The 26,500-nt window shown below is 31.6% G+C and carries 27 protein-coding genes; 12 read left to right on the forward strand and 15 right to left on the reverse strand.

Going from position 1 to position 26,500, the window contains the following annotated elements:
* Positions 1 to 24 precede the first annotated feature (24 nt).
* Positions 25 to 750, forward strand: coding sequence for a T9SS type A sorting domain-containing protein (locus NH26_RS20485; RefSeq protein ID WP_084812302.1), 726 nt, complete (start codon positions 25 to 27; stop codon positions 748 to 750).
* Between the two features lie 88 nt (positions 751 to 838).
* On the opposite strand, the gene NH26_RS20490 is transcribed toward NH26_RS20485, so the two are convergent.
* The 4 genes from NH26_RS20490 to NH26_RS20505 form a co-directional block, all read right to left on the reverse strand.
* Positions 839 to 1,018 (reverse strand): hypothetical protein, encoded by a 180-nt coding sequence (locus tag NH26_RS20490; RefSeq protein ID WP_044218001.1) that lies wholly within the window; start codon positions 1,016 to 1,018, stop codon positions 839 to 841.
* Positions 1,019 to 1,274: 256 nt separating this feature from the next.
* Positions 1,275 to 1,919 (reverse strand): hypothetical protein, encoded by a 645-nt coding sequence (locus tag NH26_RS20495; protein ID WP_044218004.1) that lies wholly within the window; start codon positions 1,917 to 1,919, stop codon positions 1,275 to 1,277.
* Positions 1,920 to 1,986: 67 nt separating this feature from the next.
* Positions 1,987 to 2,601, reverse strand: coding sequence for a DNA-3-methyladenine glycosylase family protein (locus NH26_RS20500; RefSeq protein ID WP_044218007.1), 615 nt, complete (start codon positions 2,599 to 2,601; stop codon positions 1,987 to 1,989).
* A 5-nt stretch (positions 2,602 to 2,606) separates the two neighbouring features.
* On the reverse strand, positions 2,607 to 3,767 hold the full coding sequence (locus NH26_RS20505) for an MliC family protein (protein ID WP_052431762.1): 1,161 nt from the start codon (positions 3,765 to 3,767) through the stop codon (positions 2,607 to 2,609).
* A gap of 126 nt (positions 3,768 to 3,893) precedes the next feature.
* Between NH26_RS20505 and NH26_RS20510 the strand changes: the two genes are divergently transcribed.
* Both NH26_RS20510 and NH26_RS25510 read left to right on the forward strand, forming a co-directional pair.
* Positions 3,894 to 4,970, forward strand: coding sequence for a tetratricopeptide repeat protein (locus NH26_RS20510; protein ID WP_044218010.1), 1,077 nt, complete (start codon positions 3,894 to 3,896; stop codon positions 4,968 to 4,970).
* A 165-nt stretch (positions 4,971 to 5,135) separates the two neighbouring features.
* Positions 5,136 to 5,297, forward strand: a complete 162-nt coding sequence (locus NH26_RS25510) for a hypothetical protein (RefSeq protein WP_158021988.1) — start codon at positions 5,136 to 5,138, stop codon at positions 5,295 to 5,297.
* Here the strand turns inward: NH26_RS25510 and NH26_RS25880 are convergent.
* The 3 genes from NH26_RS25880 to NH26_RS20520 form a co-directional block, all read right to left on the reverse strand.
* Positions 5,268 to 5,693, reverse strand: coding sequence for a DUF2752 domain-containing protein (locus NH26_RS25880; RefSeq protein WP_394331100.1), 426 nt, complete (start codon positions 5,691 to 5,693; stop codon positions 5,268 to 5,270). The genes NH26_RS25510 and NH26_RS25880 overlap by 30 nt on opposite strands.
* Positions 5,662 to 5,931, reverse strand: a complete 270-nt coding sequence (locus NH26_RS20515; RefSeq protein ID WP_044218013.1) for a CD225/dispanin family protein — start codon at positions 5,929 to 5,931, stop codon at positions 5,662 to 5,664. Before NH26_RS20515 ends, NH26_RS25880 begins: the two co-directional genes overlap by 32 nt.
* A gap of 651 nt (positions 5,932 to 6,582) precedes the next feature.
* Positions 6,583 to 8,223, reverse strand: coding sequence for a sulfatase family protein (locus NH26_RS20520; RefSeq protein ID WP_044218176.1), 1,641 nt, complete (start codon positions 8,221 to 8,223; stop codon positions 6,583 to 6,585).
* A 471-nt stretch (positions 8,224 to 8,694) separates the two neighbouring features.
* Here NH26_RS20520 and NH26_RS20525 point away from each other — a divergent pair, with 471 nt between their 5' ends.
* Positions 8,695 to 10,311 (forward strand): sulfatase family protein, encoded by a 1,617-nt coding sequence (locus tag NH26_RS20525; RefSeq protein WP_044218016.1) that lies wholly within the window; start codon positions 8,695 to 8,697, stop codon positions 10,309 to 10,311.
* A gap of 476 nt (positions 10,312 to 10,787) precedes the next feature.
* Here NH26_RS20525 and NH26_RS20530 read toward each other — a convergent pair whose 3' ends face one another.
* Positions 10,788 to 11,183: a hypothetical protein gene (locus NH26_RS20530; protein WP_044218018.1), complete on the reverse strand. Its 396-nt coding sequence runs from the start codon at positions 11,181 to 11,183 to the stop codon at positions 10,788 to 10,790.
* Positions 11,184 to 11,467: 284 nt separating this feature from the next.
* On the opposite strand from NH26_RS20530, the gene NH26_RS20535 reads away from it, so the two are divergent.
* Complete coding sequence (locus NH26_RS20535) at positions 11,468 to 13,393, forward strand: glycoside hydrolase family 97 protein (protein ID WP_044218021.1); 1,926 nt, start codon at positions 11,468 to 11,470, stop codon at positions 13,391 to 13,393.
* Positions 13,394 to 13,821: 428 nt separating this feature from the next.
* Complete coding sequence (locus NH26_RS20540; protein ID WP_044218023.1) at positions 13,822 to 15,930, forward strand: fasciclin domain-containing protein; 2,109 nt, start codon at positions 13,822 to 13,824, stop codon at positions 15,928 to 15,930.
* A gap of 102 nt (positions 15,931 to 16,032) precedes the next feature.
* Here the strand turns inward: NH26_RS20540 and NH26_RS20545 are convergent, their stop codons facing one another.
* The gene (locus tag NH26_RS20545; RefSeq protein WP_044218027.1) at positions 16,033 to 17,031 is read right to left on the reverse strand and encodes a malate dehydrogenase; all 999 of its coding nucleotides are present in this window, start codon (positions 17,029 to 17,031) and stop codon (positions 16,033 to 16,035) included.
* 192 nt (positions 17,032 to 17,223) lie between these two features.
* Between NH26_RS20545 and NH26_RS20550 the strand changes: the two genes are divergently transcribed.
* The 6 genes from NH26_RS20550 (at position 17,224) to NH26_RS20575 (ending at position 22,199) form a co-directional block, all read left to right on the forward strand.
* Positions 17,224 to 17,550: an ArsR/SmtB family transcription factor gene (locus tag NH26_RS20550; RefSeq protein ID WP_044218030.1), complete on the forward strand. Its 327-nt coding sequence runs from the start codon at positions 17,224 to 17,226 to the stop codon at positions 17,548 to 17,550.
* Positions 17,551 to 17,576: 26 nt separating this feature from the next.
* Entirely contained in the window at positions 17,577 to 18,182 is a 606-nt protein-coding gene (locus NH26_RS20555; RefSeq protein ID WP_044218036.1) for a low molecular weight phosphatase family protein, read from the forward strand.
* A 2-nt stretch (positions 18,183 to 18,184) separates the two neighbouring features.
* On the forward strand, positions 18,185 to 19,273 hold the full coding sequence (gene arsB, locus NH26_RS20560) for an ACR3 family arsenite efflux transporter (protein ID WP_044218039.1): 1,089 nt from the start codon (positions 18,185 to 18,187) through the stop codon (positions 19,271 to 19,273).
* Between the two features lie 111 nt (positions 19,274 to 19,384).
* A complete protein-coding gene (gene arsA / locus NH26_RS20565; protein WP_044218041.1) occupies positions 19,385 to 21,157 on the forward strand; it encodes an arsenical pump-driving ATPase in 1,773 nt (590 codons plus the stop codon).
* Between the two features lie 202 nt (positions 21,158 to 21,359).
* The gene (locus NH26_RS20570) at positions 21,360 to 21,938 is read left to right on the forward strand and encodes a 3'-5' exonuclease (RefSeq protein WP_044218043.1); all 579 of its coding nucleotides are present in this window, start codon (positions 21,360 to 21,362) and stop codon (positions 21,936 to 21,938) included.
* Positions 21,939 to 21,965: 27 nt separating this feature from the next.
* Entirely contained in the window at positions 21,966 to 22,199 is a 234-nt protein-coding gene (locus NH26_RS20575) for a hypothetical protein (RefSeq protein WP_044218044.1), read from the forward strand.
* On the opposite strand, the gene NH26_RS20580 is transcribed toward NH26_RS20575, so the two are convergent.
* From NH26_RS20580 to NH26_RS20605, 6 genes are read right to left on the reverse strand one after another with little or no spacing between them, the layout of a single operon-like run.
* Positions 22,196 to 22,522: an STAS domain-containing protein gene (locus tag NH26_RS20580; protein WP_044218047.1), complete on the reverse strand. Its 327-nt coding sequence runs from the start codon at positions 22,520 to 22,522 to the stop codon at positions 22,196 to 22,198. The genes NH26_RS20575 and NH26_RS20580 overlap by 4 nt on opposite strands.
* Before the next feature lie 6 nt (positions 22,523 to 22,528).
* A complete protein-coding gene (locus tag NH26_RS20585) occupies positions 22,529 to 24,151 on the reverse strand; it encodes an ATP-binding SpoIIE family protein phosphatase (protein WP_044218050.1) in 1,623 nt (540 codons plus the stop codon).
* On the reverse strand, positions 24,152 to 24,739 hold the full coding sequence (locus tag NH26_RS20590) for a SpoIIE family protein phosphatase (protein ID WP_044218054.1): 588 nt from the start codon (positions 24,737 to 24,739) through the stop codon (positions 24,152 to 24,154).
* Positions 24,715 to 25,116, reverse strand: coding sequence for an ATP-binding protein (locus NH26_RS20595; RefSeq protein ID WP_044218057.1), 402 nt, complete (start codon positions 25,114 to 25,116; stop codon positions 24,715 to 24,717). Before NH26_RS20595 ends, NH26_RS20590 begins: the two co-directional genes overlap by 25 nt.
* Complete coding sequence (locus NH26_RS20600) at positions 25,113 to 25,493, reverse strand: STAS domain-containing protein (protein ID WP_044218060.1); 381 nt, start codon at positions 25,491 to 25,493, stop codon at positions 25,113 to 25,115. Before NH26_RS20600 ends, NH26_RS20595 begins: the two co-directional genes overlap by 4 nt.
* Positions 25,494 to 26,381, reverse strand: a complete 888-nt coding sequence (locus NH26_RS20605) for a protoglobin domain-containing protein (RefSeq protein WP_044218180.1) — start codon at positions 26,379 to 26,381, stop codon at positions 25,494 to 25,496.
* Positions 26,382 to 26,500: the final 119 nt, after the last annotated feature.

Below are 26,500 nucleotides of genomic sequence, written 5' to 3' on the forward strand. Positions count from 1 at the left end.
ACCATCAATTTAAATCACACAAGAATGAAAAATATAATAGTACTTCTATTGATGCTATGCACAGGTATAGTAAATGCACAAAATAATTTGAATCGTTTTGATACAGATATACTTTCTTCTTCAAATTATATTATTGGTACTCCCTATGAGGTGCATGAAAGTGGTCAATTAAATGTAATTAAGATGAAATGCAATGCGACAGGTGTAAATGTTCAATTTGCAATCTATTCTGATGATGGAAACGCGCCAGATCAATTAATAACAACTTCTGAGGTCATGAAAATGAACGCTACTGAAATGATCATCCCTTTGGAAGAAGGTACAGTGTTAGAGAAAGGTAATTATTGGATTATGGCCAATTATGAAAAAGGAGGTAAACATTTAAAAGGTGATGTGAGTAATGATGCTTCTGAGGTATATTATTTCGCTAACCAATTTGGGGGAGAGTTTCCTAGTAATGCCTATGCGTTTGATAAATACCTTGGTCATTCTTTTCCTATTGCTTTAGAATTGAGTGAGATAGAACCTTTATTTAAGGTGGAAGTTTTTCCTAATCCAACAACAACTAACGTAAATGTTAGTACTTCTAAAGAAGGTTTTCATATTGATTTAATTGATCATTTGGGCAGGATTGTAGGTACTTATGATACGTCTACAAAAGAAGTAGATATAGATATGAGTCAACGCTCTAAAGGAAGGTATTTTATTAAAGTTAATAATCAATTGACATATCAGATAATTAAGGAGTAAAACTAAAAAGGCATCACACTTGCAATAAGTGTGATGCCTTTTATTCCGGAATTGATAAGAATATTATCAATTGTAAGAAGAATATGTCTTAACGTTTCTCTGTTTTCTGAACGATTTGGTCTAATAAATACTTATAATGTACAAACTCTTTTTCAGAAGTTGATGAAGGTACATAGAAGTTATTCATCTTGTTAATCACCTCGTTAAGGTCTTTATTCTTTTGATCTCTAGAAGATAATCTTCCAGCATTTTTTCCAATGTTATTCATAATTAAAATTGTTAATTGGGTATAAAATACTGTATTACAGTAATTAATACCTTGTGTTTTTATAAAAATTGATTTTAACAATTAAACACCTAAAAAGTCGATTTATATTTGGTGTTAGCTTACTAACTTAATAAAAATAATTGGTTATTCAAAATAAACCGATCGTTTTTTAGCTTTAAACCACTAAATTATGACTTTTCATTTATAACAACGTCAGTAATGAAGAAATTGTTTATTATTTAAGTTATTTTATATTTTACTTGGAATCACCAATATTAACGATACCATTAAGTAAACTTTCACAAGATTTCTTTTGAGTTACAATAATATTTTTCGAAGAGTAAGTGATAAACTGGGTCGTACCTTCTTTAGAAGAATAATAGTATCCATAATACCCAAATTTAATACCTTTCATTGTGCCATGCATTTCCATACAAAGTACTTTTAACCCATTCACTGTACGGAATTCTTTGTTGATTATTTTTAAATCTGGAGACATTTTCTTACCATTTTCCAAAGCAATATTTACCATTGATTCTAATGGGATTTCTAGACCTTCTGTGATGACCATACCATATATGTCATTTCCTTTAAGTTGGAATTCATATTCAGCCTGAGGATTTTGGATTGCTTTTTTAAAACTCCATTTTTTAGGGTTGATATAAAAACCCAAATTAACTTTATTACTTTTTACAAGAAAAGTAGACTTACTATCTTTTGTATAAGGAGTAGGGTTAATTTTTATTTCATCAGTTTCTTCAAGTGAGCTTTCATTCAAATACTTCCATGTACCATCATCATATAATACTACTTCATCTCCACTTTCGGTTACTCCTTTTTGTTGAGCTGAAGAATAAAAAACAATGCATGAAAAGGATATGAATAATAAAAAAATTTTCATTTTGGTTTAGTTTACTTTTACAAAAAATATTAAAATGTAAAATTAATAATAAAACGGAGATTTCAAATTATGAATAGTCCTCATGACTTATTTTCCATAAATACAAACTTGCAACAGAGCCATAAGGAGTATATCTTTTTCTATACTTTTCAAATCTTTCCTTTGGCATTTCTTTATGTCCATAGAGTTTACACATACCTCTAATTATAGCTAAGTCACCAAAAGAAAGGATGTTTTCTCTTTGCATTGAAAATAACATCAACATTTCTGCAGTCCAATTTCCAATACCTTTTAAAGAAGATAATTCTTTACAAACTTCTTCATCAGACATATTGATTAATGCTTCTAAATCAAATTGTTTAAGATAAACCTTTGTTCCAAAATCTTTAATGTAGTCTACTTTTCTGTAGGACAATCCAAAGGACTTTAACTGATCTCTATCAACGTGATGTATATTTTGGGGAGTCACCTCACCTAATGCATTTGTTATCCGATTCCATACGGTGGTTTGTGCTTTTGTAGAAATTTGTTGACCAACAATGGACCTTATTAAAGCTGAAAATAAATCTGGATTCACTGCTCTTTGAATGACTCCAATTTTATCGATTGCTACACCCAACTTTTTATCTTTCTTCTTTAAATAAAGAAGTGCTTCATCAGTAATAGTAAAAAAGGACTGCATAGCTTTTAAAATTTTATTACCCTATCAACAACAAATTTTCGAGAGGCTTCACCATCTTTTAATTTGTATTGAATTTGTTTTACTTTACCCTCCGTTTTTCCGTTTTCATAGTAAGGAAAACGTTGTATTAGAGTAGTTTCAACAACCGAAAAATCATCATTTCCCATGTACCCAGTAGATAAGTCTTTATCGTCATTAATAGGAGGGAAATAGACTTGGCTAATTGATTTTTTATTATTGGTAGAATAGGCAAGTATTACGCCTTCATTGTTATCATTTCTCCCAACAATAATTAATTCTGGAGAAACATCAAGGTTTAAATCTTCTACATAAGTTTGAACAATTGTTCCATCAAAAGGAACCTTCAATGTTTCATCATATTTTAAGCCATTGGTTTGAATTTCTATAATTTGTTTTCCTTTTATGTTATTGGCTGAAACAAAAAAAGTGATGTCAAATAGAGATTCAACTGCAGTGTAAGTGCGTTGGTCAACTTGTTTTTTATCTAAGGGTTGATCTAATTTTTGATAAGTATTAATCATTGAACCTCCACCAGAACAGTAATATGCTAAAGCATCTCCGTTTTCAGAAGATATGTCTAGTGTATTATCTTGAAAAGTGAACAGAACTTTTGCACCATTTAAGAAGGCATGAAATACTCCATTTTTCTCTTGAAAAGCGATCATGTCTGCCGTGCAAGTAGGTTTCTTTTTATCTACCCTAGAACGAATTTTTATATTTATTTTGTTCTCATCAAATTTACTGATTCTTACACCAACCCAATCGTACCCTTCTTTTCTTTTCAAGTAACTATCAGAACCATAATCTCCAACGATAGTATCGATCTGTATCGTCTTACTACCTTTACAAATGATTTGACTACTCTTTGACCATATGAAATCATTTCCCTTAGTCCAAAATTCATACGTACCATCTGTATATTTTGTGCCTGAAGCAGAAGGGGTATGCTTAAGTTCATAGGTTTTATTCTGATTATCTTTTAAATATAATTTTTCATCAATGATTTTTGCTTCAAAATTTAAGGGTTGGTGATAAGCAGAAAAATGAATAACCTTATCAGAAGTTGTATCCTCAAATGATTTTCCACAATTAAACAGAAGGAGTGATAAAACTAATGAAAGTGTTAAACAAAAATATTTATTCATGATAATGTTGGTGTTTTATTTAGGCTTACAATTTATAAAATATCTTAAAATGAAACATAAACTAAAGATTTATTAAATCTTTTTTTTCAATTTATTGATTGAAAATTGATTAAACTATATTACTTCATGAAAAAGCAACTGTTATTTATTGTATTATCTTTTATTTGTCAAACAATTTTCGCTCAGACAAACAAAGAAAAAGCACAAAAACTCACTCTAGAAGCTATTGATCTTATGGAATCAGGATCGGTGGATAGAAGTATTAATGTTTTAAAAGAATGTGTAAAACTAGATCCTGAGTCTTTTATTTATACCTATGAAATGGCCTATGCTTATACTTTAAAAAAAGAATACAAGAAGGCAATTAAATGTCTAAATAAGTCAAAGAAATGCAAAGACGCCAATAGTCAAGTGTATCAAATGTTAGGTAATTCTTATAGTTACTTAGGGAAACCATATAAGGCTTTAGAAAAATATCAAGAAGGTTTGACAGTTTTCCCAAATGCTGGAAACTTATATTTAGAATCAGGCAACATATATTATCAATCGAATATTATTGATGAAGCAAAAAGGCTCTATAAAATTGGAATAGAGAAAGACCCTATGTATCCTTCTAACTATTACCGTTTAGCCAAACTATCATTAACATCAGAATATAAATTAGATGGACTTATTTATGGGGAATTGTTTATGAATATTGAAAGAGGTTCTGGACGTACTGGGGAGATGAGTAAATTGCTTTATGATACCTACAAATCGTCTATTTCACATAAAGGAGACACATCGGTATATTCTTTTAACAAAACATTAGAGTTAAATTCTAATAATATTTCAGATGGAGAGATAAAATTACCCCTTCAATTCACCTATTTCAATAATTTAGCATTGGCAGCTGCTCAATTGGGACAACAAGAAGTGGATTTAGAATATATGTGTGAACTCAGAAAATTATTATTGGAAAACTATATGAAAAATTCCATTAATGAATACCCTTTAATTTTAATGAGTTATCAGAATAAAGTAGCGGAAGCCGGACATTTAGAAGCTTATAATTATTATATTCTACAACAAGGGAAGAAAGAGGAAATGGATTCTTGGTTTGATGCAAATGAAGAAAAATATAATCAATTTGTAGAATGGTACATTATGAAAGAGAATGTATTGAATATTTCAGCTGAAGAAATTTTCTTAGGAACAGATTAATTCTACAAGAATTTTATACTCAGAGTTCAAGAAAAAAAGTGATTTGAGCTCTGAGTAATATATACACTTATTAACTCAAGTTAAGAAGTTATTAACAGCTCGAAAGTAGGGTAGGGACGTTATATAAATAAAGTCAGATGTTTATTTAATTCAACCCGTAATACCATGAATACTATCTTTGTTATTGTTCTTTTTATGTTTGTGACATTAATAGGTTTGTTCTCTTTAGTCACTCAATCGAAACATAATTTAAATGCTTTGGGAATTGTAGCAGCAGTTATTTTTGTATCTGTTATTTTAGCTCAAGTATGTGTACAATTTGGGTAATAGGTTCCTACCAATACTAAAAGCAATCACAACAATAAGAATAATTTTAATAGCAATAGGTCCGTAGAGGACCTTTCTTTGTTTATAAATGATACGTGGATCAATCCAACGGAAAATGATTTCTATAAGAATATAAGGTATCGAAAGTAGTAAGAGGGGGTTATATTTAAAAGCAGCTATCAAATTAAAATTTAATAATTGATGAATGGCTCTTTGAGATCCACATCCGGGGCAATCTAACCCAGTTACCGCTTTAAAAGGACACTTAGGGAAAAAATCATATGCCAAAGGGTTAAATCTTCTATATATTATTATGAGAAGAGTTAACCCTATGATTATTACTACTGACTTCAGTAATATTTTTTTAGTAAAAACTATTTGTTGCTGCTCCAACACCAAACACTACCATTATAAAAATATACAATACAGTAAAGATAGCAGCACTAATAATGCCCCATTTCATCCATTTTTTAGCCTCATCAGATGCTCGTTGTGCTCCTTCTTTGTCTCCAGCATAAAATCTAGATTCAACTTTTGAAGCATTGACAATACCTGCAATACCAAATGGTAAGCAGCAAAATAGTGTAACCAGGATAGATTCTACTAAATAACTTTTAGGAGGTTGTTCGCTCATTTTAAAAAATTAGTTTATTAAAAAGTTATACCAAATATAATTTATTAATTAGATTTTATTAAAGTTGTTCATAAAAAAACATATAATATTTGTAAGGGATTAAAATATAAAATGCGTTTATATCAAAAATACTCCTTGATGTAATTTTTTCTAAGGGTAAGTGACACCCAAAATGTGCTTTTCATAAAAAAATGAATTGGAGGTCTTGAAATTATTCAATTTTCTAAATTTCAATACAACATAATTATTAGAATTATGAAAATGATTTTCCATTCATTGATGTCAATAAAAAAACATAAAAGAGAAAAAAATGAAATAAATTTAGGGAACTGACAATTACTTACTTACTGCAAAATGAGTCGATTATCATTTACCGTTTTCTTTAGGTAAATTAGAATTGTCAAGAAACCTTACCTATTACATAAAGCAATACTTAAAGCAATTACCAAATTACTATCTATTTATTTTTCCCTATTTTTTTATAGACCCATTATCTAAAAAGGCGCCCCTACCGGAGGCGTCTTTTTTATTCTTCACTTTATAATTTGCTTTAAATTGAATGAGTATATCGTTATTCTAGGATCGAAAAAAACAGATATAAAAAAAGGTCACCTCAATAAAGAGGTAACCTTAGTAGATTTGATAATAAAGTTATTTAGATTTCTTAGTGTTTGAGTAATTGGCATGTTCATACACTCTACCGACCTTAATGTCGGTTTTTTTCATCATCTCTTCTCTTGAATCTTCTTTGTAATCTTTTTGAAGTTGATCCATTTTAGCTTTTAATTGAGCTGTGATTTCTTCATAGCCAGCTTTACCATAAAGATTGTTCAATTCATTAGGATCATTTTCAAGATCAAATAATTCGTAATCCTCATCAATCCATGTGTTTTTCGCAGCTTCAGGATTATAATAGAAGTGGATCAATTTATATCTATCTGTTCTTAAACCGTAGTGAGGTCTAACATGGTGCCACCATGGGAACTCGTAATAGTGATAATAAACAGCATCTCTCCATTCTGCATCTTCATCTTCTAAAACAGTTCTGAAAGATTTACCTTGAATATCAGATGGAACATCTACACCAGCATAATCTAATAAAGTTGGTGCAAAGTCAACGTTCATTGTTAAGTTCTTATTTACGTTATTTGCTTTGATATGATTAGGGTAACGAATTAAGAAAGGCATTCTGTAAGCCTCTTCATACATCATACGCTTATCAAACCAACCGTGTTCACCTAAATAGAATCCTTGGTCTGAAGTGTAAATAACGATAGTGTTTTCTGCTAAACCATTTTCATCTAAGTAGTTTAACATTTCACCAATATAATGGTCAACGCCTTTCACACAACCTAAGTATTCTTTCATGTACTTTTGGTACTTCCATTTCTTTAAAGCTTGTCCTTTAAGTTCATCATTTGGAGACCATGGTTCCTCGTTATTGTTTCCATATTTGTACCAAGCATTGATTTCCTTTTTAGTCATATCCTTGATATTCTCAGGATGAACTTTCAAGTCTTTTCTATTAAGGTTTCTCTCGATAGTCATCCAAGTATCACCAGCCGCTACTTTACCTTCGTAAGTATCATTGAATGTTTCAGGTTCAGCAATTTCTACATCATCAAAAACATGTTGGAATTGTTCGTCTGGAGTCCAAGGTCTGTGTGGAGCTTTGAACTGATACATTAACATAAACGGCTTTTCTTCGTTACGACCTTTAGTTAACCATTTTTTAGCATCTTCCCATACTTGACGAGTAGAGTGGAAACGAGTTTCTTCTAAAGTATCTGTTCCATTTTCTAAAAAGATAGTATTATGATATGTACCTTGGCCACCGTGGTTGATCATCACTTTAGAGTAATCGAAACCAGTTGGAGCAGTTCCTAAGTGCCATTTACCTATAACTGCTGTTTGATAGCCCGCATTTTGAAGTAACTTAGGGAAAGTTTGTTGAGAGCCATCGAAATCTCCACCAGATTCATTTTTAAAGAACCCATTCTGATGTGAAAATTTACCTGTTAATATGGCTGCTCTTGATGGACCACATATGGCGTTGGTACAAAAAGTATTTTGCATGATCGTACCTTCATTAGCAATACGATCAATATTAGGAGTTAAGTCTGGAAATTGTTGAGCAAGACGACCACCATAAGCTGAAATAGCTTCTGAAGAATGATCATCACTCATAATAAAAATAATATTAGGTTGTTTTTGCTCTTTCTTCTGAGCGCACCCTACTAAAGCAAACATTGCTGTTATTAGGGACAGGAAGCTGATAACGATTCTTTTCATTTGCATAATATAAAGATGTCTTATCTTATTTAATCTTATTGATTTGGTACATCGATCTTAGAAAACTTTAATCTGTTGAATTTGTAAGGTCGATTATTAAAATTATTATTTTTGATACTGCAATATTAATAATCTTAAAATAGATTGACGTTGAAGTATCGTTCTCAAAGGTAGAGTAAAAGTTCTGTGTAAATTCATCCTTTGTTTGTTATGATGCTGAAAATAGGGTGTTTAGTGCCGATTTATGACGATAGAATCAAAATTGGTGTAGTAAGAACATTTATTGGAGTACTTTCATAAGTATTAGTACTACATTTGTGTAACAATAATTTATAAGAGAGCAGACAATTTAGCTAAGAATTAATATAATGTTGTGTGACTATTGGAAAGGTGCGTTCATTGATTAAATATAATTAATCTAATGACGCACTTTTCTTTTAAGTCAATAAAGAACTTTTAAAGTAGATAAAAATGAAGCTATTTAATTTATTTATACTAAGTATTTTTTTCGCATTTTGTGTCGAGGCACAAGATGAAAAACCAAACATAGTTTGGATTTCTTTTGAAGATATGAGCCCAATACTTTCTTGTTATGGCGACTCAACTGCACATACTCCAAATATTAATTCTTTGGCTAATCAAGGGGTAGTTTATAATAATGTATATGCCACTGCTGGTGTTTGTGCACCTAGTAGAAGTGCGATCATTACCGGGATGTATCCAATTAGTATAGGTACAAATCATATGAGAACTGGCAGAGATATCATGAGTTGGGGCAACTCTACCTACAGGGAAGAAAAAGGAGTAGTAGATAAAAAAGGAAATAATGTTAGAGAATATTCTGCTGTACTTCCAAAAGATGTGAAATGCTTTACAGAATTTTTAAGAGCAGAAGGTTATTACTGTACAAATAATGCTAAAACAGATTATCAATTTGCCGCTCCATTTACAGCATGGGATGAAAATGACACTAAAGCACATTGGAGAAATAGAGGAGATGATCAACCATTTTTTGCTGTTTTTAATTTCAATGAAACGCATGAGTCAAAAATTTGGAAGAACAAAGATTATCCACAAACAGTAGATGAAAATATAGTTCATCTACCACCTTATTATCCTGATGTAACAGAAGTGAGACAAGATGTAGCTAGAATGTATTCTAATTTAGAACTATTAGATAAAAGGGTAGGGCAAATCATTCAACAGTTAAAGAAAGATGGCCTCTATGAAAACACTTATATTTTCTTGTTTTCTGATCATGGAGGACCTTTACCACGACAAAAGAGAGAAGTAATAGCATCAGGTTTACATGTGCCTTTTGTAATTAAATATCCTCAATCTGAAAAAGTAGGTCATTCAGATCAGTTAATTAGTTTTATCGATTTAGCACCTTCAGTAATCGATTTGGCCAAAGGAGAAATTCCAGCATATCTTCAAGGCAAGAGTTTATTTTCTGAAGAAAGAAAGTATTCATTTGCAGCAAGAGATAGAATGGATGAATTTACCTCTGCTAGAAGAAGTGTTACAGATGGAAGATATTTATATGTTCGTTACTTAGAAAATGAAACATCTGCTTATCAAGACATTGGCTATAGAACACAAGTGCCAACCATGAGAGTGTTGAAAGAGATGTATAGTAAAGGTACTTTAAATGAAGTGCAATCTAAATGGTTTTCTCCTTTAACATCATCAGAAATGTTATTTGATTTAGAGAATGATCCTTTTGAAACAAAAAACTTGGCAGAGGATAAATCACATCAAAAAACATTAAAAAAATTCCGTTCAGTAATGAATAAGTGGATGAAAAAAACACCGGATAGATGTATTCAGCCTGAAGCGGAGATGATAGAGGAAATGTGGCCTAACAATACTCAACCAATTACCTTAAATGTTGGAGGGGTGTATCAAGATGGGGTTTTGAAATTAAATTGCCCTACTGAATCAGTATCAATAGGATACAGAGTAAATGGTGGGAAATGGAAACTATATCATCAACCTATTAGCACACAAAAAGGTGATTTAGTTGAGGCAAAAGCCATTAGAATTGGTTATAAAACTTCTGAAATAACATCTTTCAGTAATGAATAATATATTAATTCATAAATCATAAAAAAAGGGATCTATAAGGTCCCTTTTTTATATAAACTAAACATTATCTTATCATTCAAACTTATGATCTAAACTTCATATTTAATATCAGAAGGGTAAGTAAAACGGAAAAGCCCTAACCAAACCTAAAAATATTTTGAACTTTGTGGTGAGGGATTGAAAAAATGATGGGATACTAATGTTGAAAGATAGGTTATAGTTAATAATTTAGATAGGTATTTCACCATAAAAAAAGACACCAAAAAGGTGTCTTTTTATTTTATCAATTTGTCATTTTGATAATGGGTAAAGAAAAATATTTTTACAATTTGCTTTTCACTTTTAGAAGGGTTGAATTGAATGCAAAACCCTATTTAAATTTTTAAATTGTCTCATTATTTAAAAAATGTGCATAAAAAAAGTAGTAACGACTTGTTACTACTTCGATCTATAGTGATGTAAAATAAAATGAATTTTTAAGGCTCTATGAAAACAGGAATATTTTTCGAAATGATATTATTCTCTTTATCAGATAAATAGATGATTATTTCATATTCCCCATAAGCACCTTCTGGTATACTAAATTGTCCATGGAAGGTATAATTATCTAAATCATTATAGATATGAGTGACATCCCAAGATGAAATATTTTGATTCATAGAATGTATATCTACTCGTAGATAGCTCATATCGACATAATCTACCTTTGCAATTACCTCAAGAAATTGATCTGTTTCTGAGAAAGAAACTATTTCTGATGTTAAAGACTCTATTTGCATGATGTCTTTAGAAACATTCTCTTCTGTCTGACAATTAAACAGAAAGAATACTAAAAGACTATATAAGAATAATTGATGTATATTTTTGATCATATTCAATGGATTAACAATACTTTTGACTGATTATAATAAAGAATGGTTGTAATAGGTGGTGTTAAAGTTTGTAGGTACATAAATATACGAATTGCAATTGTATATGTAAATATTTACAAACACTATTGTTTGATGTTAGCTGTAATTTTTAATTATTTATGATTAAGTAAGTAGGTATATTTCGCTTAACAATTTTTATCACCTAAAATGAACTTAAGCATTGAAGTAATTCAAATTAATAAAGTAATTAGCACTTCTAATTTACTTACTAAATAACCAATGAAATGAAAAAAACATTAAGTGTTTTACTAATGTTTATCTGCTCTATTGTTGGAGCACAAGAACTAAAATCCCCAAATAATAAATTGAATATCTTTTTTCATCAAAAAAATGATCAAGTTTATTTTCAAATAACTTCTAGTGATCATAAAGTGATTGAAAAAGGAGAAATTGATTTGTTATTCAATCACTCCTCTCTTCTAAAAGGAAGAAAGATGAAAGTGTCTAAACCAAAATTAATCCATGAAAAGGTAACTCCTGTAATCGCTTTCAAGAAGAAATTGATAGAACAAGATTATAATCAGTTATACTTATCATTTGGAAAGACAAAAGTAGAATTCAGAGCTTATAATGATGGACTAACATATCGATTCATCACAAACCAAGAGAAAGAAGTAGAGGTAAATGAAGTATTTAATATTACTTTTTATGAAGAAACAGAAATGTGGGCTTCACCTCTAAAAGGTTATGCTACAAGTTTTGAAATCCCTTATCAAAAAATGAAGGTAGATTCTTTAAACGCTGAGAATAATACTTATATGCCTTTACTTTTAGAGAATGGAAATAAGAATAAAATTCTCATTACAGAATCTGATATTGAGGATTACCCCCATATGTTTTTCAAAAAAGGAAAAGATGCTCAATTAATTTCTACTTTTCCAAAATATCCACTTGAGGTTGAATTAATTGGAGATCGTCAAAGTAAAGTAACAAAAACAGCGGATTATATTGCTTTAACGAATGGGAAAAGAACTTTTCCTTGGCGAATAATGATAATCACTGAAGAAGATGAAGCACTTGTAGCCTCTAATTTAGCCTTTACATTGGGTCATGAAAATGTAATTGAAAATACAGATTGGATTGAACCAGGAAGAGTTTCTTGGGAATGGTGGAATTACACTAATTTATATGATGTTGATTTTAAAGCAGGTTTTAATACTAAATCTTATAAGTATTACATAGATTTTGCTGCTCATTATGGTTTAGAATATATTATCCTCGATGAGGGATGGTCTTTTTCAACGAAAGACTTAAGTAAGCCCAATCCAGATTTAGATCTTTTTGAACTTATTAAATATGGAAAAGAGAAAAATGTTGGAATAATTCTTTGGGCTACTTGGAAAACATTAGATGAACAACTTTTTGTTTTAGACAATTTCCAACAATGGGGGATAAAAGGCATTAAGGTCGACTTTATGGATAGAGCAGATCAATTGATGGTCGATTTCTATGATAAAATTGCTAGACTGTCTGCAGAAAGAGAATTACTTGTAGATTTCCACGGCTCTTTTAAACCAGCGGGCTTGCATAGAAAATATCCAAACGTAGTCTCTTATGAAGGTGTGCATGGTTTAGAAAATGATAAGTGGACAGATACTGTAACTCCAGAACATGATGTGACTTTACCTTTTATTAGAATGGTTTGTGGTCCGATGGATTACACGCCGGGAGCAATGAGAAATTACCATCAAGAAGAATTTAAGCCAAATTGGAAAAGACCAGCGAGTCAAGGATCAAGGGCACATCAAGTAGCTTTGTTTGTTGTTTATGAATCAGGAATACAAATGCTAGCAGATAGCCCATCTAATTACTATAAGGAAACTGAAACCACAGAATTCTTATCACAGATTCCGGTTACTTGGGATGATACCAAAGTATTGAAAGCAAAAGTTGGGGAGTACATCGTTATTGCAAGAAAACATAATAACCAATGGTATATTGGTGGTTTAACTAATAATAAAGCAAGAGAGCTTACTGTAGATTTAGGTTTTCTAGGTGAAGGATCTTTTAATGCAACATTATTTAAAGATGGAATGAATGCAGATAATTTTGCAGAAGACTACGAAATTGAAAACCAAAAAGTAGACAATACTACAACATTAAAAATCAACATGACAAAAGGTGGTGGTTTTGCTGCAATAATTAAATAAGCATTATTTCTATAAAGCTTTACAGATTGAATAGAATTGTATGAAGTTCTAACGTATATATAACATACAGATAGGAGTTTTTTTTATATAATTCTATGTACAGAGGTTGTCTCAAAATTCAATGAGGCAACCTCTTTTGTTTCATCATAATATATTTAGGTTAAACATTACTAGTGAAATTCAGTGATATTTATACATTTGTTTAAACAAAGTTTAATATTAAACAAATAAGAATAATTTATTTTAAAAAAAAATTGATATAAAAATTATCATACAATAAGACTTAGTATTTAATGTTATCATAAATCTCATTGCATTATTCTAAGAGTAATGAACTTTTTGTTTAACAAAAACAATATTTGTTTAAACAAAAAAACTCAACACAAACTTATACAGTTCGAATTTTCAACCATTTAAATTGTAACGGAATGAGAACTATTAACTTATTTAAAATTCTATTATTGTTAGGCGTATTTGGCCTATTTACAGCATGTTCAGAAGGTGAAGATGATAATATCACAAACCTTCCTGAAGATCCTGAAGTAGAAGCGGGAACAATAGCTGGCATTGCCTCAGCTTCAGAAGACTTTGCAACATTAGTTTCTGCATTATCTGCAGCAGACTTAGTAACAACATTTGATAGTCCTGGAGACTATACAGTGTTTGCACCAACAAATGACGCTTTTGCTAATTTATTAAATGCAGAAAACGGTATCTCTAGCTTTGACGATTTATCTGCGGAAGCTTTAGATGTACTTTTAAAGCATCACGTAGTAGCAGGTCGAGTTTTTTCAACAGACCTGTCTGATGGACAAATGGTTGAGACACTAGCAGGAACAATGCTAGAAGTTAAAATTACTAATGGTGTTGTAACTGTTGGTGGATCTCAAGTAGCAGCAGTAGATGTTGAAGCTAGCAATGGTGTTATCCATGTTCTATCTGATGTTATGGTAACAACAAAAGCTTTAACCATTGCACAAGTAGCCATCAGTAATCCAGATTTCTCAACTTTAGTAGCAGCCTTGTCACAAGCAGAGCTTGTAAGCACTTTTACAGACGCAAATGGTGAATTCACAGTATTTGCACCAACAAACTCAGCATTTGAAGCTGCAGGAATTACAGATCTAAGTGCAGTAGCAAAAGATGATTTAACAAGAATCTTACAACACCACGTTTACGGAGGCGTAGCTTTATCAACTTCATTGTCAGATGGACAAATGATACCTACTTTAGCAAATACAAAATTACCAGTTTCATTAACTGATGGAGTAACAATTGGTGGCGGTACAGTAACAGCTGCTGACATAGAAACAGTTAATGGTGTAATTCACGTTGTTGATGCAGTATTACTTCCTCAAACAATTGTTGATGTAGCAGGTAGAGCAGGTGCATTCACGGCTTTATTAGGTGCATTGTCTGCGACAGAATTAACTGATTTATTTAACTTCGACGGTGACAAAGAATACACAGTATTTGCACCTAACGATGACGCTTTCGCAGCTATCGAGGCTGTTTTACCAACACTTACTACTGAAGAAATTGCTAGAATCTTAGCGCATCATGTAGTAGAAGGTAAAGTGATGGCATCAGATGTTACAGAAGGAGCAATGCTAACATCTCTTGCTGGAACAAAGTTAACTGCATCTTTAATGGGTGGTGTAACTATTAACGGAGTTGATGTTGTAGCAACAGATGTTGAAGCATCTAACGGTGTTATACATGTAATTGATGAAGTTTTACTTCCAAACACAATAATTGATGTTGCAAAAAGTGCAGGTTTTACACAATTGCTTGGAGCATTAGATGCTACAGAATTAACAGCAATGTTTAACATGGACGGAGATACTGAATACACAGTATTTGCACCAACAAATGACGCTTTTGCAGCAATTGCAGATGTTGTTGAAACACTTTCTGTAGAAGAAATTGCTAGAATTTTAGCGCATCATGTAGTACCAACTAAAGCTTTAGCGGGTGATCTATCAAATGGACAAATGGTTAAATCTCTAGCAGGTACATACTTAACTTTTGATTTATCAAACGGTGCAAAAGTAAATGGGGTATCGATTACAGCAACAGATGTGATGGCTTCTAATGGAGTTATTCATGTAGTAGATGAAGTATTATTACCAAACACAATTGTAGACGTTGCTAAATCAGCAGGATCATTTACTACTCTTTTAGGAGCTCTTGATGCAACTGATTTGACTGAAATGTTCAATATGGACGGTGATACTCAATACACAGTATTCGCACCAACAGATGATGCTTTTGCTGCAATTGCTGAAACGGTAGAAGGTTTAACTACTGAACAATTGAAAGGTATTTTAGCGCATCACGTAGTACCAACTAAAGCATTATCAACTGATCTGCAAGATGGTCAAATGGTGGAGACATTAGCAGGCACTATGTTGACAGTGACTATCATGGATGGTAAAGTTTACATCGATGGAGTAATGGTTGCTGCAGCAGATGTAGGAGCATCAAACGGAGTAATACATGTAGTATCAGAAGTTTTAATACCAGCTTCTAACTAAATATATTTTCGCAATTAGTATTTAAAATGAATAGAATAGTAAGAAAGTCCATATCTAATAGGTATGGACTTTTTACTATTTTATTACTGTTATAATTTTCAATTAGATATTTGAATTAAGCATACTCCAGTCCTCAATATTAGGAATGATGCCCATTTTAATAACTTCATCTCTTAATTCTGTAAGATGTGCAAAACTCTTTGTAAGTGATTTTAATTCTGCAGCTGTACCTTTTGGAGAATTTACAATAACACCATCTGTTGAAAGGTTAGTATCTAACGCCATCATAATGTTAGGATAATTTTCTAAAGTTGAATATGCACCAACTGGCCAATCAAAAGAATCTCCACCCATCACAGCTTCAATCATTTTTATCGATAAATAAGCAGGGCTTTGGAATGATGATCTTCCTCTTAAATCAATAATTTTTTTCCCACCTTGAGTCACTTTTTTCTGAATGTCTTCCCATTGTATGCTACTTAATTGATCTGTACCAATTAATTCATCTAATGGTGTTCCATTAATAGTTGTAGAAGATGAGAAAACGGCCATTTGTTCACCATGCCCACCATACGTTTTAGTATTTTGTATTTGGTTTAATGGTAGATTAAAATGTCTACTTAATTCTACTTTCAACCGAGTCGAATCTAGTGCAGCCAATGTACTTACTTGTGATGGTTTTAAACCAGAATGTAATAAGGTAACCAAACCTGTTATATCAGCCGGATTAAATACCACAACAACATGTTTAACATCAGGTGCATAAGCTTTGATATCTTTCCCTAGTTTTGCAGCAATCTCAGCATTACCCTTAAGTAAATCTTCTCTAGTCATACCTGCTTTTCTAGCAGCACCGCCGGAAGAAACGATGTATTGTGCTCCCTGGAAAGCGTCTTCAACTTTAGAAGAAAACTGTAAATTGAATGCATCAAAACCGCAATGTAGCATTTCTTCATAAGTACCTTCTAACCCTTTTTCATAGGGGTCATAGATGGTAATGTTGGGGGTTAACCTTAACATCATTGCAGTTTGTAACATGTTTGAACCGATCATTCCTGCTGCTCCGCAAATCACTAATTTATCTGATGTTAAGAATTCCATGATGATTAAATTTTTATGTTTTAAATGAGTTATAACTTTTCTAACGATATAAATTGATTGATTGGTTCAAATAATTAATTATAGGGTATAACAAAAAATTATATGGTAAGAATACATAGCTTTTATGATATCAAATCTTAAATAATTTCTAAAAAATTTTATTATTGAATCGTTATATCGTAATATTGCGATATGGGAATAACAAAAACACAAGGATTTTCAGAGGAAACCACCTCTATGGCTGAACTTTTGAAAGCTTTGGGCCATCCAGCACGACTAAGTATAATGATGTATTTAGCGAATTCGCCTCAATGTATTAATAGTGATTTGGTGGATGAATTACCTTTAGCACAATCCACTGTTTCTAGACATTTGTCAGAGTTGAAACGTGTAGGTTTAATTAAAGGAACTATTGCCGGGAATAACATTAGTTATTGTGTGAATGAAGATATGTGGGATAAAGTAAAAGATTTCTTTACAGGGACATCAAATTTACTCTCACCCAAAAAATGTTGTTAATCAATTAAATATATAAAATACTAATTATGTCAATCATTAACGAGTATATTGAATCAGTTATCCAAGAATTTGATCAAATTTCAACAGAAAGAAAAGCACAATTGGAAGTGATTACTGAATATGTAAAAGAGAGTTTAGCCAATCAGGGGATTGCAAACTTAATTTTAATATGTACTCATAATTCTAGAAGAAGTCATTTATCTCAGGTATGGACTCAAATTGCAGCTCATCATTATGGTATCTCTAATGTTTTTGCATATTCTGGAGGTACAGAAGCTACTGCAATGTTCCCATCTGCAGGAAATGCCTTAAAAAGATCAGGACTAGAGATTCAAAAACTATCAGAAGAAAATAATCCTGTATATGCTATTAAGTTTGATGAAAACCAACCAGCAATTATTGGTTTTTCTAAGACATATGATAACCCATTTAACCCACAGTCAAATTTTGGAGCAATAATGACATGTAATCATGCAGATCAGAATTGTCCAATTATTCCTGGCGCTACGAGAATTTCATTACCTTTTGAAGACCCTAAAGCTTTTGATGGTACGGATGTACAAGAAGAGAAATATGACGAACGTTGTCGTCAAATTGCAAGAGAATTATTTTATGCCTTTTCACTTATTTAATCATGGATCAAAATAACAATCAACCCAATATAGATTGCCCACAGAAACAACCTAAAAAGTTATCATTTCTTGATAGCTATCTTACGTTATGGATCTTTATTGCCATGGCTATAGGCGTTGGAGTAGGGTATTTTATTCCATCTGTTGCAGATAATATCAATCAGATGTCTGTAGGTACAACGAATGTTCCTTTGGCAATTGGATTGATATTAATGATGTATCCTCCTTTAGCAAAAGTGAAATATGAAGAAATGGGTAAAGTGTTTTCAAACATCAAAGTTTTATCTTTATCCTTGGTACTTAACTGGATTATTGGTCCAATCTTGATGTTTGCCTTAGCTTTATTTTTTCTAGCCGATTACCCTGAGTATATGACAGGTCTAATATTAATTGGCTTAGCTAGATGTATTGCTATGGTAGTTGTTTGGAACGATCTAGCAGAAGGATCTTCAGAATATGCAGCGGGTTTAATTGCCTTAAACAGTATTTTTCAAGTCCTTTTTTATAGTGTATATGCTTATGTTTTCATCACTGTTTTACCTCCTTATTTTGGGTTCGAAGGTCTTGCGGTAGATATTACAATGGGGCAAATTGCAGAGAGTGTATTTATCTATTTAGGTATTCCTTTCTTAGCAGGTTTCTTAAGCAGAAAAATATTAGTGAAAGTAAAGGGAAAAGATTGGTATGAAAACGTATTTGTACCGAAAATTTCTCCAATTACCTTAATAGCACTATTATCTACCATTGTCATTATGTTTAGTTTAAAAGGACAGATGATTGTAGAAATTCCTATGGATGTGCTAAGAATAGCAGTTCCTCTAATGATTTATTTCACAGTGATGTTTATTGTTAGTTTATACCTAGGAAAGTATTTTGGTGCTGATTATGAAAAAGATGTTTCTATTGCATTTACAGCTACAGGTAATAATTTCGAATTAGCGATTGCAGTAGCTATTGGTGTTTTTGGCATTAATTCAGGACAAGCTTTTACAGGTGTGATAGGTCCTTTAGTGGAAGTACCTGCATTAATTGGTTTAGTCAACTTAGCCTTTTGGTTTAGAAATAAATATTACAAGAAAAGTAATTCTTAATAGATTCAATTACGATGATTCTATTGAATTTGAGGTGGTCACATAAATCAATAAGATAAATATTTTCTTGATTGATTTGTGAGATCATCTCATGATATAATTATACAACACATGACGAAATTTGTTTTTTTTACAGGAAAAGGTGGAGTTGGGAAAACTTCATTGTCATCTGCTACTGCAGTTAAGTTAGCGAATGAAGGTAAAAAAGTATTACTTATTAGTACAGACCCTGCATCTAATCTTTCTGATGTATTAGAAATGCAAGTAGGAGAAACCGTAAGTCAACACCCTTCATTACCTACACTTAAGGCAATAAATATTGACCCAGAATCGGCAGGGGATGCTTATAAAGAGAGAGCTGTTGCTTCATTAGGGATGCTAGCAACACCAATTTATAAGAATAAAGTAAGAGAGCAATTATCGGGAGCGTGTACTGTAGAGATAGCGTCTTTTGATGAGTTTACTCGTTATATTTCTGGAGATGCTAATCAAGAAGATTATGACCATATTATCTTTGATACGGCACCCACAGGACATACATTAAGGTTGTTGGAATTACCAGAAGCATGGAGTTCTTTTCTTGATCATAATGATGGAGCTAGCTGTATCGGCCCTGCAACATCATTAAAGAGTAATCAAAAAAGATATAAAGAAGTGATGGGTAAGCTTCAAAACCCTGATTTAACTACCTTCATTTTAGTGGCAAGAGCTGATGATGCTTCCTTAGAAGAAGCCAACCGATCATCTATCGAATTAAATGAATTAGGACTTTCTAATCAGCATTTATATATCAATGCAATTTATGAGAACACGCTTTCTGATGATGAAGTAGCCAATCATATACTATCAAAAGAAAAAGTGGCTATGGATGCTATGCCTTCTTCTTTAAAGAATATCCCTCAAATTGAATTCGGTTTACTACCATATAATGTTTTAGGCTTAGAAAAGTTGGCCTCAATATTTGATGAATCACTTCAGGAATCAATTTTTATAAAAGAGCAAAACGAAAAAGAAACTACTTTAGATGTTTCTCGTTTTCATTTTAATCGCCTCATTGAGGACATAGAGAAAGATGAAAAAGGTTTGATTTTGACTATGGGAAAAGGAGGAGTTGGAAAGACTTTCTCTGCGACATCTATTGCATTAGAATTAGCAAAAAGAGGTCATGAAGTGATATTAACCACTACCGATCCTGCTGCACATATTTCTAATTTTATCAATCAATTACCTTCTGTGCCTTCTACTCTAAAAGTAGAACGTATTGATCCAAAAGTGGAAACAGAAAATTACATCGCTAAAGCGATGCAAAAAAGAGGAGAGGGGAAAACCGAGGAACAGAAGAAATTAATACTCGAAGATTTACAGTCGCCTTGTACTGAAGAAGTAGCTGTTTTTCATGCTTTTTCTAGTGTAATTCGCCATGCTAGAAGGAAATTTGTGGTTGTCGATACAGCACCCACGGGACATACTTTATTGTTATTAGATACCACTGGAGCATATCACAAGCAAGTAAGTCAACAAAGTAAGATCGACGAGTCAAAATTATTGACCCCTTACAAAATGATTCAGGACCCTGAAATAACCAAAGTAATTGTTTTATCAACTCTTGAAACTACGCCAATAAGAGAAGCATTGAGTTTAGAACAAGATTTAGAAAGAGCGGGTATTTATCCTTATGCATGGTTATTTAATCAAGAACTGATATCAAACGATGAGATCACAGATCAATTATTAAAAGCAAAAGCACAACAACAAAAGAAGCTTTTTCAGCAGTTTTTAGTTGACAATAAAAGACGAATATATTCATTGCCATATTTTACTTCAACTAAATTAATGGATGATATGGCCACTTGGAGTACTTCAACGTTGTCGAATGAAATATAATTACTCTGATTATAATCAAATACATACCTCTTTTTTAGCAGGTATAGAAAAACCCAAAGTGAACACTTTGGGTTTTTCTATTTTAAGTCGGTCAATTGCATTTCTATTTTTTTTATCCATTTTATTTATCAAGTTTCATGTGCTTTATATAAATATTTTTCTAAATTGTGAAGGATAGTTTTGAACAGAGCTAATTTTTTAAATGGAAAAACAAATTACTTCCGATTTTTTAGTTTTAGATACAGAAACCACTGGCTTAGACGCAGGTGTTGATGAAGCATTACAAGTGAGTGTGATCAATAGCGATAAAGAAGTGTTGTTGAATACTTATCTTAAACCAAAATACAGGAGATCATGGCCTGAAGCGATGAGTGTAAATGGTATTACACCAGAAATGGTTGAAGATGCACCAACGTATGATTTTGCTATGCAGGATACAATCAATGATCTTGTAGAAGATAAAAATGTAATTCTATATAATGCTGCTTTTGATCTTCATTTTGTAGATCTCAGCAATGCAAAAGGAGTATATTGTGCTATGAAAGTATTCTCTACAGAAATTGTAAAAGAATGGCATGATAAGTACAATGACTACCGTTGGCAGAGATTATCTACAGCATTCAATCATTTTTCTGACTTACAATCGTTGGAAGATAGGATACTAATCGATAATGCACATAATTCATTATCAGATAGTTTTATGACTTTGTATGTTTGGCAAAAAATGATGGATTTAGGATATGATAAAGGTAAGAATTATTTGTTGACCAATAAGCTCTAATTTTTTTATTGTTTCTTTACTCTAACTATGACTACTAATAAAAAATTTCTAATTGCTATGTACTCTTTTATTGGCATTTGGGTATGTATAATAGCCTTTTTATACCTAGTAATGGTAAAAGATGATGCTTCAAGTTTAGAAGTCGATTATCAGGCAAATGATGTTCAGATGATTATGGAGTTCGATACTTTAGAGTACAAAAGAGTCACTCAGAAAGAAGTTCCTGAGGACTTTGATATAATATTATTTGAAGTGGATTAATCTAAAGCATTTTCAAGAGTCTCTCGTATATCTACTATCATATTAAAACCTGATATAGTGAGAATTTCCATGACCACCTCATTAGCATTGCAAACTCTAAATATCCCGTCTTTTGATTGTAATTCTTTAGATCCCATAAGAAAAACTCTCAGACCTGAACTACTCATGTAATCTACTTCTTCAAGGTTTAAGATCACTTTATCTACACCTTCTTCAATTAAACTTTTGATAGTATTTTCTAATGCACCAGAATTACTTGCATCGATAAATCCAGATACATTAATTACTGAATAGTCTTTGATTTTTTCTTGAGTAATATTCATTCGTTATTATAGTATTTTGTTAAGTATGCTTATATTTTTATCACCATCTCTTTGATAGCTAAAATCATCCATTATTTGTTTGACAATATGAATGCCAAGACCACCAGTTTCTCTTTCCTCAATAGGTAAATTGATATTTGGAGGAACTAATGAAAAAGGGTCAAAAGCTATACCATTATCTTCAATTTTTATGATGAAAGTCTGATCTTTTATTTCTAATAGTAAATCAATTAATGGCGAATCAATGCCTTCGAAAGCATAATTAATCTGATTGCTAATTAATTCATCTAATACAATAAATATTTTCTTTTTTACCTCTGATGATATTTCATTTTGAGTTAGGAAAATATCGACTTCACCGTTTAATTTGCTCTTTTTATTAGAGGCAGGTTTTATTTCCTTTTTAAATTGAGGTAGCGTCTTTTTCTTAAACTTAAGGCATAAAACAGTGATATCATCAGCTTGTTCGAATCCATCTTCGAATATTCTTACTTGTTTAATAGTGTTTTCAACAAGTGATTTCATCGAAGTGATTTCTACATTTTTTATAAAGTCTTGTAACTTCTGATCAGTAAAGAAAACTTTATGAGCATTTCTAGCTTCAGGAACTCCATCAGTGTAGGCATACACAATGTCATTTTCTTTGAGTTGAATGGTTCTTTCCTTATAATCCAGCCCTCTCATCACACCTATAATAGGACCGTGAATTTCTTTTAGTATTTCCAACTCATGACCACTTCTGATAAAAGAAGGGTTATGACCAGCGTTTGTATAAGTTAGTTGCCCTGTACAAACATCTAGCATGCCCATAAATACAGTGACAAACATATTGTTTTTGTTCTCTTCAACAATCTGATTGTTCACATGACTCATAATAACAGCTGTGGATGTTTCATTTTGAGCCGCACTTTTAAGTAATGATTTTGTCATTGCCATTAATAAAGCGGCAGGAACTCCTTTATCAGAAACATCTCCAATTACAATGTATAAATATCTATTATTAATGAGTTGGAAATCATAAAAATCTCCTCCTACTTCTCTTGCCGGTATTAAATCAGCAAAGAGAGATATATATTCATTTTTGAAAAAGTTTCTTGGAAGCATACTCATTTGAATATTTCTACCCACAGATAGCTCACTTTCCATTCTTGCTTTTTCAACCTTTGCTTTTTTTAAATTTTCATATGATTCCTTTAGATCATCATTTTTTACTTTCAATTCATCTAATAATTCATCCCTACTTTTTTCATTATAAAAGGAAACTGCTTTATGTAGATTATTAAGATCAAAAGATCTGTGAAGCGTCATAATGACTTTATTGTCAAAAATCTCTAACTGAAATAAATGAGATCGTATAATGGAAGGAGGTATAATAGGGCTTCCATCAGAAGAAGTGATTGTTATCTTAAAGGTAGAAAGTTGAGTGCTTTTGGAATTAGTATAATCAATTTTTAAAAGTAATAATGGATTGTTATTCTGTAACGTTCTTAAATAGGAGGAAAGTATACTAGCAATTTTAATTGCATTGCCATGATTTCCCATTAATAATAATGAGACATTATAGACTTTCTTACGAAAGAGTATAATTTCTTTTTCACTACCTAATATTTTAGTTTCAAACAAATTCATTTATTTTACTTTTATACAGATAATGGAGGCGTCATCGTATTGAGAACCCCAACTTTTCATTAATTTCCTTGATAATATTTCACTAGAAAATAAGTGGTAATTTATTCTCTCATGAAACGATTGAGATCCATTAATACCATCACTATGTATTAAAATAAGATCTCCTTTCTTAATTTCTCTCACATCTAGTTGAGGTGTTCTTCTCCTAACACCAAGCAAACCATCAGTTGATAATAATGAAATATTATCGTCGTTAATTATTCTAGCATTAATATTACCAATGGTAGAGAATTTTATATAATTCTGTTCAATAATTCCAATACCTAAAGCGGCCCCTTCTGTTCCTTGCATATAAAAGTGTGCTTCGCTAATAAGATGTACAATATCTTTTTGTACTCTTTCTTTGATATAGCTAATCAATTTTGTAGCAATTTTATGAGCAATTTTCCCATGACCTATTCCATCTACAACAGCAAAAAAGACATAGTCTTCTTTCTCTTCTATATAGATGGCATCTCCATTGACTAATTCTCCAACAAGAGGCTGTGTACAACCTGCTATTTCTATAACGTGTTTTTTGGTATCCAATATGTAATTTTTACATGTGTCCCTTTTCCAGGAGCGGTGTCAACTTCAAATATATCTGAGATCCTTTTTATGCCAGGAAGACCTAAACCTAAAGTTCCCCCAGTAGAGTAACTATCTTGTAAAGCTATCTCTAAATTAGTAATACCTTCTCCCTTATCAACAGCCTCAATTAATATTCCTTCTCTATGAATCATTCTTCTTTTAGAAAACATCACATACCCTTTACCTACATATTTCAGTATGTTATGTGCTAATTCAGAAACTATTATAGATATTTTGTGGCAATCTAACTGATTAAAACCAAGTGTTTTGGCATAGTCTGTTACTTGATGTTGTGCAAAAGGAATATCGTTTTCTTTTTGTATGCTTATAGTCATGATAGCTTTACTTTTTTATCCACAATTAGAAAAGCTTCATCTAAACTCAAAGTAGCAATTAGTCCATCAATATCAGCATCTAATAATATTAATGAGGATACTACAGAAGGTTTTAGACCAGAAATAATTGTTTTGTATCCTGTTAATTTGATCATATCTATAATATTTCTGATACGATTAAAATCTATTAGATCGATAATTTCTAAACCTGATAAATCAAATATTATCCCCCTCACTTTATCATGTTTAACAATAAAATTAAGTAGTTCCTGACGGAAAAGTTTTAATTGTTCCTCTTCTAAATCTAATTGGAAAGAAGCAATGACACAACCTTTATGAAGTTGTAGAGGTATACTTGATTTGACCCAGTTTTCCATTTATTGCTTTATAATTTTCATATTTAATTTATCGAAAGCAATTTCAATGGCAGCACGTAAATTTGCTGTAGTTTTTATGGTTCCTACATCAATACCTAGTTCTACTATAGTTTGAGCTACAGCGGGAGATAACCCTGATATGATACATTCACAACCCATTAATTTAGTTGCTTTAGTAATTTTTATCAAGTGATTAGCCACTGCCGTATCAACTACTGCTACTCCTGATATATCTAATATAAAAGATTGTGCATGATTTGTAGAAATCTGAGTCAAGGTATTGTCCATAATATCTTGTGCTCTTCTAGAATCAATTAAGCCAACAACAGGTAATAAAAGTAGTCCTTCCCAAATTTGTGTAACAGGAGTAGACATTGCCATTAAAGTTTTACTCTGTGCTGTAATCTTTTGATTGACAATACTTTCATAGCTTTGTACGATGATGGTCATATCCATATGGACCATTTTATTTAAAGCTCTTCTTGCTTTATTTAAGTCCTGCTGTGACCAATCTATAGTACTAAGCATATCTACAAATAAGCTTAAGAAATGATCTACACCAGCCAAATAGATTTCTTGTGAAAGGCCTATTCTAGCATGTACTTCACCTACTTTTCGTCTAGATTCAATGTAGCTTCCATCTATGTTAGCAGTAAAGAATTGTTCCCAAAAGCTGAATTGCATTTTTTGGACTCTTTCCAATGTAGATGGATCAGAGAAAAATTCATAAAATTCAGGGGTAGATTTAAGCCATACATACCAGCTATCAACCATATCTGGTAACCCTGCTAAGGCAATATCCTTAAGCTTTTGTATAAACTCAGTATCTTCTGGTGTTATTCCATACAACTCGCAAAGTTGCTGTGCATTTCTTGAAAACTCATCCATTTTAGGCAGATTCAATATATTAATTTTAAAAAAGTAGTTGAAATTATATTTTCCATCTTGAATTACCAAGAAAAAAAACCGAATTACTAAGTTAATAATTATAAATATTAAAAAATAAT

The organism is Flammeovirga pacifica (assembly GCF_000807855.2).
Classification (GTDB): domain Bacteria; phylum Bacteroidota; class Bacteroidia; order Cytophagales; family Flammeovirgaceae; genus Flammeovirga; species Flammeovirga pacifica.